Below are 14,689 nucleotides of genomic sequence, written 5' to 3' on the forward strand. Positions count from 1 at the left end.
TCCACGGGCCTTTACGGGGCATTGCCAGGCTGGGTCTCGCCCTGTTTGGCGTTTGGCCGCAGATCGGGCGAATGGTTCTCAGGGTGTAGTTTTTTCAAATTGCATATGCAGGGAGCCAAGGACGCGGAGGCGTACAAGCAAAAGGGCCCCTGCGACCCTATCCGGTTGTCCGGATATGCGGGCGGCGGCCGGACGCGCCGTATGCCGCCCGGCGTCCCTTGGTTGGAGAGCTTGTGGCTGCGCGCATATGCCCGGCAGGCTGGAAGTGTACGGTGGATCCTGCCAGACACGTTCCGATAAAATGACGGGAGTGCAGAGGGTCCGCGACCCTCTGCATCAAACACCTTCTTCCGGTCCGGCCCTATTCCGCTGCTTGGCGCAGGGCGGCGCGGCGGCGCAGGTCCTCAACGCAGCGCTGGGCGGTCTTGCCGTCCCACAGGTCCGGGCGGCGGCCGGAGGGCCACTGGCCGGCCAGAACGGTCTCCACGGCTTCCAGCAGCTTTTCGGGCCTCACGAGGCGGTTGGTGCCCTCGGTGACGGTGACGGGGCGCTCGGTGTTCTCGCGCAGCGTGAGGCAGGGGATGTCGAGGTAGGTGGTTTCCTCCTGCACGCCGCCGCTGTCGGTGATGCACAGGCGGGCGTTGCTGACGAGGCTCATGAACGGGCGGTAGCTCACCGGCTCCACCAGCTTGATGCCTGCGGTCTCCAGCCGTCCCCAGAGGCCGAAATCGTTCAGTTTCTTGCGCGTGCGCGGGTGGACCGGGAAGATGAGCGGCAGGCGGGCGGCCACCTTCTCCAACTGGGCGACCAGCGGCTCGAGCGTTTCCCTCTGGTCGACGTTGGACGGGCGGTGGAGCGTGACGATGCCGTAACCGCCGGGTTGCAGCCCGTGCTGGGCCGGGGCGTTCTCCGCCTCGATGCGTTCGCGCAGCAACTCGTAAGAGTCCAGCATGATGTTGCCGACGCGGGTGATGCGCTCAGGCGCAATGCCCTCAAGGGCTAGGTTCTCGTCGCCGTCGGGCGAGGGGGTCCACAGCACGTCGGAGAGCACGTCGGTGGCGAGCCGGTTGATCTCCTCCGGCATGCGGCGGTCACGGCTGCGAAGGCCTGCCTCCAGATGCACGACCGGAATCCAGAGCTTCGCGCCCACCATGGCGCAGGCGACGGTCGAGTTCACGTCACCCACGACGACCAGCCAGTCGGGCCGCTCGGCGAGCGCCACCTTCTCGTAGGCGATCATCACGTTGCCCACCTGCTCGGCATGGCTGCCGCCGCCCACGTTCAGGTGGTGGTCCGGCTCGGGCAGGCCGAGATCGACGAAGAAGGCGTCGGACATGTTGAAGTCATAGTGCTGCCCGGTGTGAACGATCTTCGGCGTGAAATCGCCGCTGGCCTTCAGCGCATGGTAGAGCGGCGCGACCTTCATGAAATTCGGCCGGGCAGCGGCAATCAGATGAACAAGGGCAGGCATGAACACCTCTTGGCAGAGAAGCGGAGAGAACGAACGGTTGCGGCGCGCGGGCGCGGCGCAGGGAAGGCAGGCGCTAAGGCTTCCTTGAGAAGGATCACGCCGCAGGCCCCTGTCTGGTCGCGGCCAGCTGGCCCACCGGCTGGGGCCGGCGCAGGCCGAACGGCACGGGCGCGGGGGCCTTGGCCGCTTCCCGCTCCTTCAGGGTTTCCTGGACGATGAGGCCAAGCGCCATGGAGATGCCGACGATCTGGAACGCCAGGTCGAAGCTGGCGACCTCGAGGAAGGCCCCGCCGATGGCATAGGCAACGAGGCTCGCCTGCATCATGCTGGCCAGGTCCGCCGCCCAATAGAGGCCGTTTCGCCGGGCCTTCCTGCGCGTATCCCAGAAGCTGAAGAAGGCGGCGGCATAAAGGAAGAGGAACAGGAACAGCCCCACGTAGCCGTGTTCGCCCAGCACCTCGAAATAGATGGAGTGGGAGGCGCGCAGCTTGATGCCTTGGGGCAGATAGCCCGCGGCCACGGCGCGGTTCTTGTAGGCGCGAAAGCCGATGCCGAGCGGGTGGTTGTCCGCCAGTTCGATGCCGTAGCGCCACATATGCAGGCGGCCCATGGCCGAGCCGTCTTCCTGGTAGGTTTCCACCGTTTCCATGCGTTCCCGCCAGGAATCCGGCATGAAGCTAATGGTGAAGACGACCATGATGCCCGCCGCGCATAGGAGGCCAAACCGGTGGCGCGAGGTGAGGATGAGCCACAGGCCGACGAGGGCAATGGCGATGAGGCCGCCGCGCGACTGGGAGCCGATGACCGCGACCGATGCCCCCAGCATCAGGCCCAGCGCGCCGAGGCGCAGGATCTTGTGGGGCGCGTGGATGTGGAGATAGCGGAACAGCGGCACGCACATCACCAGCGCCAGCGCCAGGTCGTTACGGTCCTGAATGAAGGTGCCCATGGGGCCCATCACGTTGAACTGGCCGCCGGTGGCAAGCGTGAAGGCCCCGCCCTTCAGCGCGTAGAAGCCGAACGAGCCGCCAATGGCCATCATCAGCGCGATCATGCGGTGCCGGGTGGTGATGAGAATGGGCACCATGAGGCCCAGCAGCATGGCCTTCATCACGTTGGACAGCTTGCCCGCCGCCAGTTCCACGTCGGCGGCGAAGACGGTGGTGATGCACACCCACAAGGCATAGAGGATGAACGGGATCAGTACCGGGTGGGCCGGAAAGCGTTTCTTGTCCCGCGAGAACAGGGCCGAGAGGATGGTGGAGCCCGCCACCACGTCGAGGAACGGAAAGCGGGTGGCAAAGCCGTAGACCAGCCGGTGTGGGTACATGAACGACAGCCACGACCAGGCCAGCACGCCGACGAAGGCGCGCTTGAAGATCAGCGGCACCACCGCCATCACCACGATCGCTACGAACAGGCTGCCCAATGGCCCTCTCCCGCTGGAGTGACGCCGCCCTGGCCGGCGCAGAACCCTGGCAGGCAGGCGCGCCCGCGCCGCTGCCGGTTTGCCCGATCATCGTGTTGCGTTTCCGGATGCACGTGTTTGCGCGTCCCCCTGGTTCGCAGGTATGCTATCATCGTTTTCGCTGCAACAGCGGAGTTTGTGCCCTAGATATGGTTCGATGCGCCGCCGGGGCGCTTGCGCCCGGACAAAACGGAAGCGCGCTCGTGCCGCGCGAAAGGGGGCGCGAGACGGGAAGGGAGGGAGAAAACCATGACCACCATTGCCATCGCGCTGACCTGCATCGGCTTGTATGTCCTGTTCGTCTGGGCCATCCGCGAGGATAAGCCGGACTCTTCGGAAAAATAGACGGCCCCGGCCGAAGGTCGAGCCTCAGTTCGGTTTTACCCGGCGTTTCCGCCTCGGGTCGCGCCCGCTTCATCGCCTTGGGAGCCTGATTTCGCCTGCGCTCAGGCCGGTATCGCCTCGCGTGCGGCCATTGCCTTGGCGGCGGCGCGGCATTCCCTGAGGAAGGCGGCCTTGGCGGTGGCCGGGCTGCAGGTGTGGTCCGCCCCGCCGATGCGCTGCACCGTCACGTTCGGGCGGGCCAGCACGGCTTTCCAGGCGGGCGTGTGCAGCCCCGCCTCGAAGGCGCTTGCGGTGCGGTCATGGTCCGACAGGATGATGTGGATGGGCCCCGGAAAGCTGCTGAGCGCCTTGGCCAGCCGGTGGCCGAGCGGCAGGATGGCCGGGCGCGGCCGGGCGCGCAGCCGGTCGAGCGTCACCCGGCTCAGCGAGCGGCCGAGGGTGCTGCCGAGGGAGGCAATCGCCGAACCCAGCGCGATTTCCCCGCGCAGCAGGCGGCCGAGCTGGCGCGGGTCGCGCAGCCGCCGGCGGTAGTGGTGCATGACGAGGCTGTTGCCGTTGTCCGCCTCGTCGATGGTCCACGGGTTCATCAGGATGAGGCCCGCAAGGCGCGGCTCGTAGGGGGCGAGCAGCCCAAGGGCCGTCGCGCCGTCGCACAGGCCATAGCCGATGCACCCCTCGACTCCGGTTTCGCGGCACAGGGCGTCGATGGCCGCCAGAATGTCCGGCCCGGCCATCTCGAAGCCGGGGTTCGTGCCGCCGCTGTCGCCCACGCCGCGCCGGTCGAAGCGCAGCGTCGGCAGCCCCTCGGCGGCGAGGCCGTTCGCCAGATCCACATGGCTGCGGTGCGGCCCGGCGCGTACCTGCACCCCGCCGCTGACGATAAGCCCGCCGATCGAGCCCGGTGTGGACTGGGCAGCCGGGTGGAGCGCGCCCACCAGCGGCTCGTCCTCGCAGGCAAAGATCAGCGGCGTGAAGGGCGGCGTGCGCGAGGCGGTCATGCGGCCTCCTGCACCATGTCGGCCACCGCGCGGGCCAGCGCCGCCGGCTCGGCGGGTTCGAAGGAATTCCACGGCGCGTCCGCCGCGATGATGCGGCGGCCATCCGCCACCGGCGCCTGCGTCTCCGCGCCGGGCGCCGTCACGTCCAGCCGGTGCACGGGCACCTGCGCCTCCGCCAGCAGCGGGGCGAGCTTCAGCGCGTTGATGCGGTTCACCAGCTGCGGGCCCATCTCATACCCCGCCACTTCGATGGTCTGGCCGTTGTCGAGCTGGGTCTGAAGGTAGCTCAGGGTGATGCGCGGTCCAATCTCCATGGACGCGGCGGAGCGGATGCGAAGCCAATGGCGCATGTGGAGCCGCCCGTCCTCGACCGGGTCCACCAGCGCAAGGGACTGGGCCTGGCACCCTTGCGCCAGCGCGTCTGCTGCGAGCAGCCCGCCGAGCCGGATGCCGACGAGGCGCACGCCAAGCCCCTGTTCCGCCAGATGCCCGGCGCAGGCCGTCAGCGCCTCGACCCAGCCTTCCCACGTCGCCTCGCGGAAGGGGAGCGGGCTGTCCCCCGTGCCCGGCAGGTCCGGCAGTAGGGAGGGGATGCCCTCGATCGCCAGCATCTGGCCGGCAAGGGCCATCAGGCGGCGGGTGCGGTTCATTTCCTCGGCGAAGGGCGGGACGAACAGCGCCGCGAAGGGGTGCCGGGGGCGCTCCGGCGCGGGCGACCGCCAGATGGCGGGCGTCAGGCCCGCCTCGGTGGGGAGAAATCGAACCTCTGGCCAGCCGGGGCGGCTCAAGCCGCCACCTTGGCGGTGAGGAATTCGGACAGGCTGCCGAAGGTCTCGAAGATATCGGCGCTCACGTCCTCATCATCGATGATGATGTCGAACCGCTCCTCCAGCGCCGTCAGCAGCGTGGCGATGGCCATGGAGTCCAGTTCGGGCAGCGCCCCCAGAAGCGGCGTGTCTGATTCCAGTCCGTCCGCCCGCGCGCCCAGATTGAGGACGCTGCCGAGCAGATCGCGCAGGCGCGCCTCGACGGCGGGATCGGACTTTGCGATAAGCTGAGCCATGGGGTTCGTTGCCTTCGGATTATATCTCGCTACGAAACCGCGCGGTTATACCCGCACGATGGTTCAACGCCAACAGCAATAGCGCAGCACAGAGCCGTTCTCTGGGGCGCCTCAGCGGAGTTCGAGACATTGTGACATCCCCGGTCCCGCCGTCTCTGCCCGGAAAACCGCCTGCCCTCCAGAAAAGGCCCGTTGATGTGCGCCTCAGCGGCCAACTGGACCGCTGGGCCGACTTCTCGTGGCAAACCACGCGGGCGTTCGGCCTCCTGCCGGGCCTGGGCTTTCACCGTTACATCCTCACTGCCGTGCCCCGTCAGGCCATGCCGGCCATGCCGCGCGGCTACACGGTGGAAACGTTGAGCGCGGCGCAATGTGCCGGAATGAATTTGGGCACGTCGCCCGAGGCCGTGGCCTATCGCCTGTCCATGGGGTGTGACGCGCTGGCCGCCTTCAACCGCAAGGACCAGCTGGTCGGCGTGTTCTGGCTCACCGCCTCCCCCTTCCGGGAGGATGAGATCGACCTATGGTATGATACGCAAGGGCAGGGGGCCTGGGACCTGGGGCTTTACGTGCCGCCCGAGCACCGGGCCACCCGCGCCTTCGCCGCCCTGTGGGCCGGGGCGGGGGCGTGGCTGGACGCGCGGGGATTGGGCTGGTCGTTCAGCAGGATAACCGATTATAACGCCGCTTCGCTTTCGGCCCATGCCCGGCTACAGGGCTGGCGATTGGGAACGGTTTGGGCAATCAGCATGGGGCAGTGGCAATTGACCGGATCATCGCTTCTGGAGCGCCCGCACTGGCACCGGGTTGGCGGCAACGCCCCGGTCATCCGCCTCGCGCCGCCGCTGAGGGCCGTATGACCCCAATTCCCGTGAGCATTGACGGCCTCCTGGCCGAAGCCGCCCGCCGCTGCCCAGGCCACCCGGCGCTCGCCGACCGCAGGCGCCAGCTCGACTATGCGGCATTCGATGCGCTGGTGAGCGCGGCGGCAAACGGCTTCCTCGCGCTGGGGCTGGCGGCGGGGGCGCGCGTCGCCGTCTATCTCGGCAAGGATGTGGAGGCGGTCGCCGCCATGCTGGGGGCTGCCCGTGCCGGGGGCGTGTTCGTGCCGGTAAACCCGGTGCTGAAAGGCCGGCAGGTGCACTACATCCTGTCCGACTGCGCGGTCGATACCCTCGTCACCTCGCCCGAGCGCTGGCGCGCGCTGGCCGACAGCGACGCGGTGCCGGAGACGGTACGCCGCGTGGTGCTGGCTGGCGGCAAGCCCGCCGATGCGGATGATGCCCGCCTCATCGGCTGGGAAGATTTCCTCGCCGCCGCGCCCCAGTCTTCGCCCGCGCCCCGCACGGCGGAGGATATGGCGGCGATCCTCTACACCTCCGGCTCCACCGGCAACCCAAAGGGCGTGGTGCTGCCCCACCGTAGCCTGGTGATGGGGGCGGTGAGCGTGGCGGAGTATCTGGGCTTGAGGCAGGATGACCGGCTGCTCGCCGTGCTCCCCCTCAGCTTCGATTATGGCCTTAACCAGATCACCTCGGCGCTCAGGGCCGGGGCGAGCGTCGTTCTGCTCGATTACCTGTTTCCGCTGGATGTGGCCAAGGCGGTGGCGAAGCACCGCATCACCGGCCTTGCGGGCGTGCCGCCGCTGTGGATGCAGCTGGCGGGCGTCACCTGGCCGGAGGAGGCGAGGGAGTCGCTTCGCTTCTTCACGAACTCGGGGGGCGCATGCCCCGGCCGCTGCTGGCGAAACTGCGGGCATTGCTGCCCAACGCCACGCCCTACCTGATGTATGGCCTGACCGAAGCCTTCCGCTCCACCTACCTCGACCCAAGGGAAGTCGACCGGCGGCCCGAGTCCATCGGCAAGGCGGTGCCCTTCGCCGAGGTGCTGGCGGTGCGGCCGGACGGGCAGGAGACGGCCCCCGGCGAGCCCGGCGAGCTGGTGCACGTGGGGCCGTTCGTGGCGCTGGGCTATTGGGGCGACCCAAGGCGCACGGCCCAACGCTTCAAACCTGCCCCGCCCTGCTCCCGCACGGCGCAGCCGGGCGCGCTGGCCGTGTGGTCCGGCGACATGGTGGTGCGAGACGAAGAGGGCTTCCTCACCTTCGTCGGCCGCAACGATGAAATGATCAAGACCTCCGGCTATCGCGTCAGCCCCACGGAGGTGGAGGAGGCGCTCTATGCCTCCGGCCTCGTCGCCGAGGCGGTGGCCGTCGGCGTGCCTGATGACAGGCTGGGGCAGGCCATCGTCGTCATCGCCGCGCCCGCGGGCGATGACCCCGAACCCACCGAAGCGGTGCTCGACTTTTGCCGTCGGGAAATGCCGGGCTACATGGTGCCTGCCCGGATCATCTGGCGGGAGGCGTTGCCGCGCAACGCCAACGGCAAGCTGGACCGGGCGAGCTTGAGCGCCAGTCTGGTGGAGTCGTCGAGGCAGCGTTTGGAGGAGACCGGGGCATGACCGCGCCCGCAAGTTCTGGGGTCGCGCCCGCGCATGGGGAGCAGCGCTATTGGCCGGAGGGCTTCGGCGTTACGCCCGGCGGCGTGCTGACGGTTGGCGGTCGCCCCGTCACCCACTGGATCGAGGAGGCCGGGGGCACGCCCCTGTTCCTCTACGACAGCGCGCTCATTGCGCGCCGCATCGAGCAGTTGCGCGCCGCCCTGCCGGAGCGGGTTCATCTGCACTACGCCATCAAGGCCAACCCCATGCCGGATGTGGTGGGCTTCATCGCGCCGCTGGTGGACGGGCTCGACATCGCCTCCGCCGGGGAACTGGAGATCGCGCTCAGCGCCGGCATGGAGCCGCGCCATATCAGCTTCGCCGGGCCCGGCAAGCGCGATGCGGAGCTGGCCGCCGCCATCGTTGCGGGCGTTGTCGTCAATCTGGAATCGGAAGGCGAGATGCGCCGCCTCGCCCGGCTGGCGAAGCAGCTGGGCAAGCCGGCTTCTGCCGCCGTGCGCGTGAACCCGGACTTCGAGCTGAAGGGCTCGGGGATGCGAATGGGCGGCGGGGCCAAGCCGTTTGGCGTCGATGCCGAGCGGGTGCCCGCCATGCTGGCGGAGCTGGGGCAACTCGGCCTTCAGTTCGAAGGCTTCCACATCTTCACCGGTTCGCAAAACCTCTCCGCCACCGCGCTCATCGAGGCGCAGGACAAGGCGCTCACCCTTGCCGCCGAGCTGGCTCGCCATGCGCCGCGCCCGCCCCGTTTCGTCAACATCGGCGGCGGCTTCGGTATTCCCTACGCGCCTGCGGATAAGCCCCTCGATTTAGCTGCGGTGGGCGCCGCTCTTTCTGCACGGCTTGACCGGCTGGACGTGGAAATCGCAGATAGCGAAATCATCATCGAGCTCGGTCGCTACATCGTGGGCGAGGCCGGAGTTTATCTGACGCAAGTGATCGACCGGAAAGTGTCCCATGGCGAGGTATTCCTCATTACCGATGGCGGGCTGCACCATCAGCTGGCCGCCAGCGGCAACTTCGGGCAGGTCATCCGAAGGAACTATCCAGTGGCGGTCGCTACACGCTTCAGTGCTTCACCAGAAGAGACTGCGACAATTGTTGGTTGTCTGTGCACGCCGCTTGACCGCCTGGCCGAGAAGATCCAGGTTCCCGTCGTGGAACCCGGTGAGGTCATTGGCGTTTTTCTCGCGGGTGCCTATGGCTTGACCGCAAGCCCGGTCCGATTCCTGGGGCATCCGGAACCTGCCGAGCGATTGGTTTGATCGCGGCGGCACTTGAACAGGGTCACCAATTGGATCCACGCTAGGGGTTCTATGCTTTCTCTCAAAGCGGGCAATGCATTGGAACTAGGTGATTCTCATTGCGCCCGGCCCGCCGAGCCCATAGTTTGCAGCTCTGGAGTTTTAGGTGGTGCAATAGCGCAGGGTCTGCGCCGGCAAAGTGGCAGGCCGCTGTCGGGGCGGTTGCTGTTCGCAAGGGGGTAACAACCGTGACGTCATCCTATCTTAAATTTGCTGGTCTTGTGTCGTGTCTCGCGTTGGCATTGGCAGGCTGTTCCTCGGGCTCGTCCGGCGAGCTGCCTTCCGCCCAGTTCGTGTCGCCGGCCGAGGGGCCAGGGCCGGATTACATCATCGGCCCGATGGATTCGCTCAGCATCTTCGTGTGGCGCAATCCGGAGCTGTCCACCGGCGTGACCGTGCGGCCTGACGGGCGGATTACCGTGCCGCTCATCGACGACCTTCCGGCCACCGGCAAGACGCCGACCCAGCTGGCCAAGGACATCGAGGAGCAGCTGAAGAATTACATTCAGAACCCGCTGGTCTCGATCATCGTCACCGGGTTCCAGGGGCCGTTCGCGCAGCAGGGTGCGCGTGGTGGGCGAGGCGGCCAACCCGCAGGCCATCCCGTACCGGGCGAACATGACCCTGCTTGATGTAATGATTGCGGTCGGCGGCTTGACCGACTACGCCTCGGGCAACCGGGCGCGCCTGGTTCGCTTCGACAAGGCGACCGGCAAGCAGAAAGAGTACGAGGTGAAGATCGAGAACCTCATCAAGGACGGCGACACCTCGGCCAACGTGCGAATCGAGCCGGGCGACGTGATCATCATTCCTGAGGGCTTCTTCTGATCCGGTCCTGATCCGGCGGGGTGGGCTGGCCGAGAGACGGCCGGCCCGTCGCGGCCGCCGGAAGGGCGGAATGAGGCGGAAGGCGGCAAGGTGGCGACGGGCGGCCTGCCGGCCCGGCCTGCGTACACAAGGCGTTTACGATCAGTGCATAGATTGGCAGTGCATAGATTGGCGTAGGCGGTGCCGGCTTTTTCGGACCGTCGGGCACAACAGGCATATTCGATTTCAGTGACAGGCGCAGGTGCCGGCGAAAGGCTGAGGAGTAGGCGATGACGTCGATCTACGACCAGATCATGACGATACTTTACATGGTCTGGCGCAAACGGTGGTATGGCTTGGCGGCCATGTGGATCGTGTGCCTCGTCGGCTGGGGCATCGTCGCGGCCATTCCCAACCAGTATGAAGCCAGCGCGCGTGTCTTCGTTGACACCAACACGGTGCTGCCCAAGCTGGTCGGTACGGTGAACGCCAACATCTACCGGCAGGTGGACATCGTCCGCCGGACCCTCATCAGCCGTCCCAACCTGGAGAAGGTGATCCGCCGCTCCGACCTGGACCTGACGGTGCAGGACGAGGCCGGCATGGAGCGCCTCATCAACAACATGATGGAGAACATCGAGGTCAACCAGCAGGGCGGCGACCTGTTCACCCTTTCCTACACCTCCGGCAACCCGGATCTGACCGACGCCCAGAATGCGGCGGTGGCCAAGCGGGTGGTCACCAACCTCATCAACATCTTCGTTGAGGGGAACATGGAGGGCAGCCGCGAAAGCTACAACGAGACGCGGCAGTTCATCGACCGGCAGATCCAGGAGTACGAGAAGCAGCTGGAGGAGGCCGAGGCGCGCCGGGCTGAATTCCAGCGCCAGTACATGGGCCTGCTGCCGGGGGATGTGAACTACAGCCAGCGGCTGGAATCGGTCCAGGGCAGCCTGCGGGACATCGACTTCAAGATCCAGCAGGCGCAAAGCGCCCGCCGGGCCCTGGCCTCGCAGCTGGCTTCCATTCCGGCGACCCTGCCGAACGCGGGCATGGCGCCCACGGGTGGCGCGCCCCGGTTCGACCCGTCCACGACGCTCGGCCGTATCGAGGTGCTGGAGCGCCAGATCACCGATTCGCTTGCCCGCGGCTACACGGAGAAGCACCCGGACATCGTCTCGGCCCGCCAGACCATCGCGCGGCTCAAGAAGCAGCACGAGGAAGAGGTGAAGGCGGCCGGCCAGTCCGGCGCTTCCGAGGAACGTGGCGTATCCAACCCGGTCTATGTGGATCTTCGCAGCCGCCTGTTCGACCGCGATGCCGAGATCGCGACCCTCCAGGCCCAGCGCGCGCAGGTCCAGCAGGAGCTGAACGCGCTGCAAAGCCGCGCCGAAACCCTGCCGGGCATCGAGGCCGAACGCGCCAAGCTCAACCGCGACTACAGCGTGCTCAAGGCCAAGTATGAGGAGCTGCTGCGCTCCCGCGAGGAAACCCGCGTCGCCTCCGACCTTGAAAGCAAGACCGACAAGGTGCAGTTCCGCATCGTCGATCCGCCGCAGGTGCCTTCCAAGCCGGTGGCGCCCAACCGCCCGATGCTGCTGGCCGTGGTGCTGGCGGTCGGCCTGGCGGCGGGCGTCGGCCTGGCGTTCCTGATGAGCCAGATCCACACGGTCTACGTCACGGTCTCCAGCCTCAAGAACAGCTTCGCCAATATGTCGGTGCTCGGCGCGGTCAGCGCCATCACCAACGAGCAGCAGCGCGCGCAGGAACGGCTCCGGCTTGGCGTCTTCGCCTTCTGCTGCATCGGCCTCGCCGGCGTCTTCGTGGCGCTGCTGGTGCTTGAGTTCAGCCGGCAGACGCCGGCCATCTAGACGCGCCGTTGCAACGCGGATTTGAAAGGCAAGACGGGATGAGTGACGAAACCCCCAAGACGAGCCGCCGCGACGAAGGCGTCTCCCTTCTGGAGCGGGCCGCCCGGCGTCTGGAAAAGGCGCAGGCCGCGCAAGGCGCGACCACGGCCATACCGCTGGAGACCGTGCCTGCTGGGTCCGCGGGCGCAGCGCCGGTAATGGAAATGCCCGCGCCGCCGGCCGCAGCAACCGCCGCTCCGGCGGCGCGGCCCACCGCGCGCCGCACGTCCGGCCGCCAGAGCCGTCGGGGCGAGATCGACCTGCAATCCCTGCGGGAAGCCGGGTTCGTGGTGCCGGACAGCCCCTCCACGCTCACGGCGGAGGAATTCCGCCTCGTCAAGCGGCAGCTGCTGCTCAACGCCTTCGCCAAGGGCGAGGCGGCGATCAAGAACGGCAACCTCATCCTGGTGTGCTCGGCCCAGCCCAACGAGGGCAAGACCTTCTGCGCCATCAACCTGGCGCTCTCCATCGCCTCCGAGCGGGACGTGACCGTGCTGCTGGTGGACGCGGATTTCGCCAAGCCCGAGGTGCTCTCCACCCTGGGACTGGAAGGCGGCAAGGGCCTGATCGACGTGATCGCCGATCCGAACATCGACCTGGCCGACTGCCTCATTCGCACCAATATCGAGAACCTGTCGGTGCTGCCGGCGGGGCGCCAGCACCACCTCACCACCGAGCTGCTGGCATCCGAGCGCATGGGCGCGATGATCGAAGAGATCGCCCAGCGTTACCGCGACCGCATCATCATTTTCGACTCGCCCCCGGCGCTGGCATCGTCAGCCGCGGGCGTGCTGGCCCTGCATGTGGGCCAGACCATGTTCGTCGTCGAGGCCGAGCGCACCCGTGAGCAGCAGTTGCGCGAGGGGCTGGCAATGGTTTCGGCGTGCGAGCACACGCATCTGTTGTTGAACAAGACCCGCTTCAGCGCGTCGGGCCGCCGGTTCGGCGCCTACTACGGGTATGGGTACGGTTACACGTACGGCTCCTGACCGTACAGATCAGGGGGGCAGGGAATGGTAGCTGCACAGGGGGGAACGGATACGTGCGCGGTGTGCATGGGTTCCAGCGTCTGGTGTTTCGGCGTCAGGGGTTCCGGCGTCGTTGGGTGAGCGTGACGACGGGTTTATTGGCATCGGTTTCGGCTGTGGCCTTGCCGTCCGGGGCGCGGGCCGACGTTCAGGTGACGCCCCGCGTGGAGTTGCGGCAAAGCTTCGGCGATACGACCTACAACGACTTTCAGGTGTTGACGGCGGTGGTGCCGGGCATGCACGTGGTGGCGGATACCAAGCGCCTCAAGGGGCAGCTCGATTACGAGTTCTCGCGCCGCTTCGCCTGGAGCGGAACCCTCTACGACAAGGGTCAGCACCGGCTGAACGCCAACGGCCAGGCCACGATCATCCGCGACCTGCTCAATCTGAACGCGGGCGGCGTGGTCACCCAGACCTTCCGCGACTGGCGCGGGCCGCTTTCCACCGGGCCGGAGCAGAACAACCCGAACCAGTCCACGGTGTCATCCTTCTACGTGCAGCCCACGCTGCAGGAGGAGATCGGCACCATCGCCGTGTTCGATGCCTTCTATCGCTTCAGCTACAACGACGTGAACAACGCTGGCCGCCTGTTCCAGGCGGGCGAGGAGGCGCCGCCGGGCACGGCCTTCAGCCTGGCTCCGGCCTCCGATTCCGTCTCGCAGGACGTGCAGGTGGCGTTGTCCAACAGGACCAACCGCAACTCGCGCCTGGGCTGGACCCTGCGGGGCAACTACACCGCCGATGATCGCGATGATCTGAATGAGGAGCTGCGGATCAAATCGGGCGTCCTTGACCTCAGCTATTCGGTGACGCGCAAGCTCGCCTTGCTCGGCAGCGTCGGCTACGAGGACATCACCGACGAGCAGGACAACCTGCTGGTGGACCCGGAGACCGGCTTCCCCATCCTCGATGACGAGGGCCGCCTGCAGGTGGACCCCGATCAGCCGCGCCAGATGGTGATGGATCGCTCGGGCATGACCTGGGATGTGGGCGTGCGCCTGACGCCGTCCCGCCGCACCCAACTCACCCTGCGTGGCGGTCGCCAGTATGGCGGCACCGTCATCAATGGCGATCTCTCCTACCAGATCCGCAACGGCATCACGCTCGTCGCCCAGTATTCGGAATCGCTCAACACCTTCGGGCGGCTGTTCAGCGGCCAGCTGGCGGGGCAGCCCTTCTCCTTCATGGTGGGCAACAACTATCGCCTCGGGCCCGGTTTCATCATGGTGCCGACAGAGTTCGGCCTGCTGCCGGTGCCGGGCATCGTCACCAACGCTACCTTCAAGTCCCGCCTCGGCCAGCTGCGACTGAACTACACGACGGAGCGGACCAACGCGAACATTGCTGCCTATTACGACCGTCGGAACTATCTGAACCTTGGTCAGGCCGTCAGCCCGGACACGCCGGTGGCGGAGAACACCCTGGCGGGCCGCAGCGACGTGACCTGGGGTGTGACGGCCGGCCTGTCGCGCCAGCTGTCGGGCAGCCAGTCCATCAGCGGCAACCTGTATTACAGCAACCTGAAGTACGCCCTGTCGCGCGAGCGCCGGGATAGTGTGTTTGGCGGATCGATCAGCTACAACTGGAAGCTGATGGAGAACCTGCAGGCCTCGGCAATGTTCAACAGCCTGCATCGTTCTTCAAAGGGTTTTGGATCGAGCCAGCACAGCAACACCCTGACGTTGACGTTGCGGGCAACTTTCTAGGGCACTGCGCGAGAAAGCGGCGCCGGTTCTTCGCGGAACGCAGTGCGATCGGAGACGAAGATCAGGGCCGGGCGCGGTTCCGCCGAACGGCGTCCTGTCCTGTGCAAGGCATTAAACGCGGGAGGAAGCGCG

General features: G+C 67.0%; 11 protein-coding genes and 2 pseudogenes. 8 read left to right on the plus strand and 5 right to left on the minus strand.

The genetic code is table 11. The features are described 5' to 3' along the window. Positions 1–361 precede the first annotated feature (361 nt). The 5 genes from wecB to L0C21_RS03250 all read right to left on the minus strand — a co-directional run bounded on the left by wecB (position 362) and on the right by L0C21_RS03250 (position 5,345). Positions 362–1,471: a non-hydrolyzing UDP-N-acetylglucosamine 2-epimerase gene (gene wecB, locus L0C21_RS03230; RefSeq protein WP_259276996.1), complete on the minus strand. Its 1,110-nt coding sequence runs from the start codon at positions 1,469–1,471 to the stop codon at positions 362–364. A gap of 94 nt (positions 1,472–1,565) precedes the next feature. Continuing rightward, the gene (locus L0C21_RS03235) at positions 1,566–2,900 is read right to left on the minus strand and encodes a putative O-glycosylation ligase, exosortase A system-associated (RefSeq protein ID WP_259276997.1); all 1,335 of its coding nucleotides are present in this window, start codon (positions 2,898–2,900) and stop codon (positions 1,566–1,568) included. Positions 2,901–3,385: 485 nt separating this feature from the next. Then, on the minus strand, positions 3,386–4,282 hold the full coding sequence (locus tag L0C21_RS03240; RefSeq protein WP_259276998.1) for a hydrolase 1, exosortase A system-associated: 897 nt from the start codon (positions 4,280–4,282) through the stop codon (positions 3,386–3,388). After that, positions 4,279–5,070 carry an alpha/beta hydrolase family protein gene (locus L0C21_RS03245; RefSeq protein ID WP_259278886.1) on the minus strand — a complete coding sequence of 264 codons (792 nt, stop codon included), beginning with the start codon at positions 5,068–5,070 and terminating at the stop codon, positions 4,279–4,281. Before L0C21_RS03245 ends, L0C21_RS03240 begins: the two co-directional genes overlap by 4 nt. Next, positions 5,067–5,345 carry an acyl carrier protein gene (locus tag L0C21_RS03250; protein WP_259276999.1) on the minus strand — a complete coding sequence of 93 codons (279 nt, stop codon included), beginning with the start codon at positions 5,343–5,345 and terminating at the stop codon, positions 5,067–5,069. Before L0C21_RS03250 ends, L0C21_RS03245 begins: the two co-directional genes overlap by 4 nt. Positions 5,346–5,542: 197 nt before the next feature. Between L0C21_RS03250 and L0C21_RS03255 the strand changes: the two genes are divergently transcribed. The 8 genes and pseudogenes from L0C21_RS03255 (at position 5,543) to L0C21_RS03290 (ending at position 14,557) form a co-directional block, all read left to right on the plus strand. Next, on the plus strand, positions 5,543–6,205 hold the full coding sequence (locus L0C21_RS03255) for a hypothetical protein (RefSeq protein WP_259277000.1): 663 nt from the start codon (positions 5,543–5,545) through the stop codon (positions 6,203–6,205). Continuing rightward, positions 6,202–7,262 (plus strand): annotated as a pseudogene (locus L0C21_RS03260) (AMP-binding protein); the annotation flags it as partial. The gene L0C21_RS03255 and the pseudogene L0C21_RS03260, both read left to right, overlap by 4 nt. Positions 7,263–7,469: 207 nt before the next feature. Beyond that, positions 7,470–7,805 (plus strand): AMP-binding enzyme, encoded by a 336-nt coding sequence (locus tag L0C21_RS03265; protein ID WP_259278803.1) that lies wholly within the window; start codon positions 7,470–7,472, stop codon positions 7,803–7,805. Then, positions 7,802–9,067 (plus strand): pyridoxal-dependent decarboxylase, exosortase A system-associated, encoded by a 1,266-nt coding sequence (locus L0C21_RS03270; RefSeq protein ID WP_259277001.1) that lies wholly within the window; start codon positions 7,802–7,804, stop codon positions 9,065–9,067. Before L0C21_RS03265 ends, L0C21_RS03270 begins: the two co-directional genes overlap by 4 nt. Before the next feature lie 227 nt (positions 9,068–9,294). Next, positions 9,295–9,934 (plus strand): annotated as a pseudogene (locus L0C21_RS03275) (XrtA/PEP-CTERM system exopolysaccharide export protein). Between the two features lie 269 nt (positions 9,935–10,203). Beyond that, positions 10,204–11,784 (plus strand): XrtA system polysaccharide chain length determinant, encoded by a 1,581-nt coding sequence (locus tag L0C21_RS03280; RefSeq protein WP_259277002.1) that lies wholly within the window; start codon positions 10,204–10,206, stop codon positions 11,782–11,784. Positions 11,785–11,822: 38 nt separating this feature from the next. Then, positions 11,823–12,812 carry an XrtA-associated tyrosine autokinase gene (locus tag L0C21_RS03285; RefSeq protein WP_259277003.1) on the plus strand — a complete coding sequence of 330 codons (990 nt, stop codon included), beginning with the start codon at positions 11,823–11,825 and terminating at the stop codon, positions 12,810–12,812. Positions 12,813–12,865: 53 nt separating this feature from the next. Further along, a complete protein-coding gene (locus tag L0C21_RS03290; RefSeq protein WP_259277004.1) occupies positions 12,866–14,557 on the plus strand; it encodes a porin family protein in 1,692 nt (563 codons plus the stop codon). Positions 14,558–14,689 lie beyond the last annotated feature (132 nt).

The sequence above is a fragment of the Pedomonas mirosovicensis genome, from assembly GCF_022569295.1.
Lineage (GTDB): Bacteria > Pseudomonadota > Alphaproteobacteria > Sphingomonadales > Sphingomonadaceae > Pedomonas > Pedomonas mirosovicensis.

Excerpts from the sequence above, each read along its gene's own strand:
- wecB (WP_259276996.1), bottom strand. The coding sequence starts at position 1,471 with ATGCCTGCCCTTGTTCATCTGATTGCCGCTGCCCGGCCGAATTTCATG.
- L0C21_RS03240 (WP_259276998.1), bottom strand. The coding sequence starts at position 4,282 with ATGACCGCCTCGCGCACGCCGCCCTTCACGCCGCTGATCTTTGCCTGC.
- L0C21_RS03250 (WP_259276999.1), bottom strand. The coding sequence starts at position 5,345 with ATGGCTCAGCTTATCGCAAAGTCCGATCCCGCCGTCGAGGCGCGCCTG.
- L0C21_RS03265 (WP_259278803.1), top strand. The coding sequence starts at position 7,470 with ATGATCAAGACCTCCGGCTATCGCGTCAGCCCCACGGAGGTGGAGGAG.
- L0C21_RS03270 (WP_259277001.1), top strand. The coding sequence starts at position 7,802 with ATGACCGCGCCCGCAAGTTCTGGGGTCGCGCCCGCGCATGGGGAGCAG.
- L0C21_RS03280 (WP_259277002.1), top strand. The coding sequence starts at position 10,204 with ATGACGTCGATCTACGACCAGATCATGACGATACTTTACATGGTCTGG.
- L0C21_RS03285 (WP_259277003.1), top strand. The coding sequence starts at position 11,823 with ATGAGTGACGAAACCCCCAAGACGAGCCGCCGCGACGAAGGCGTCTCC.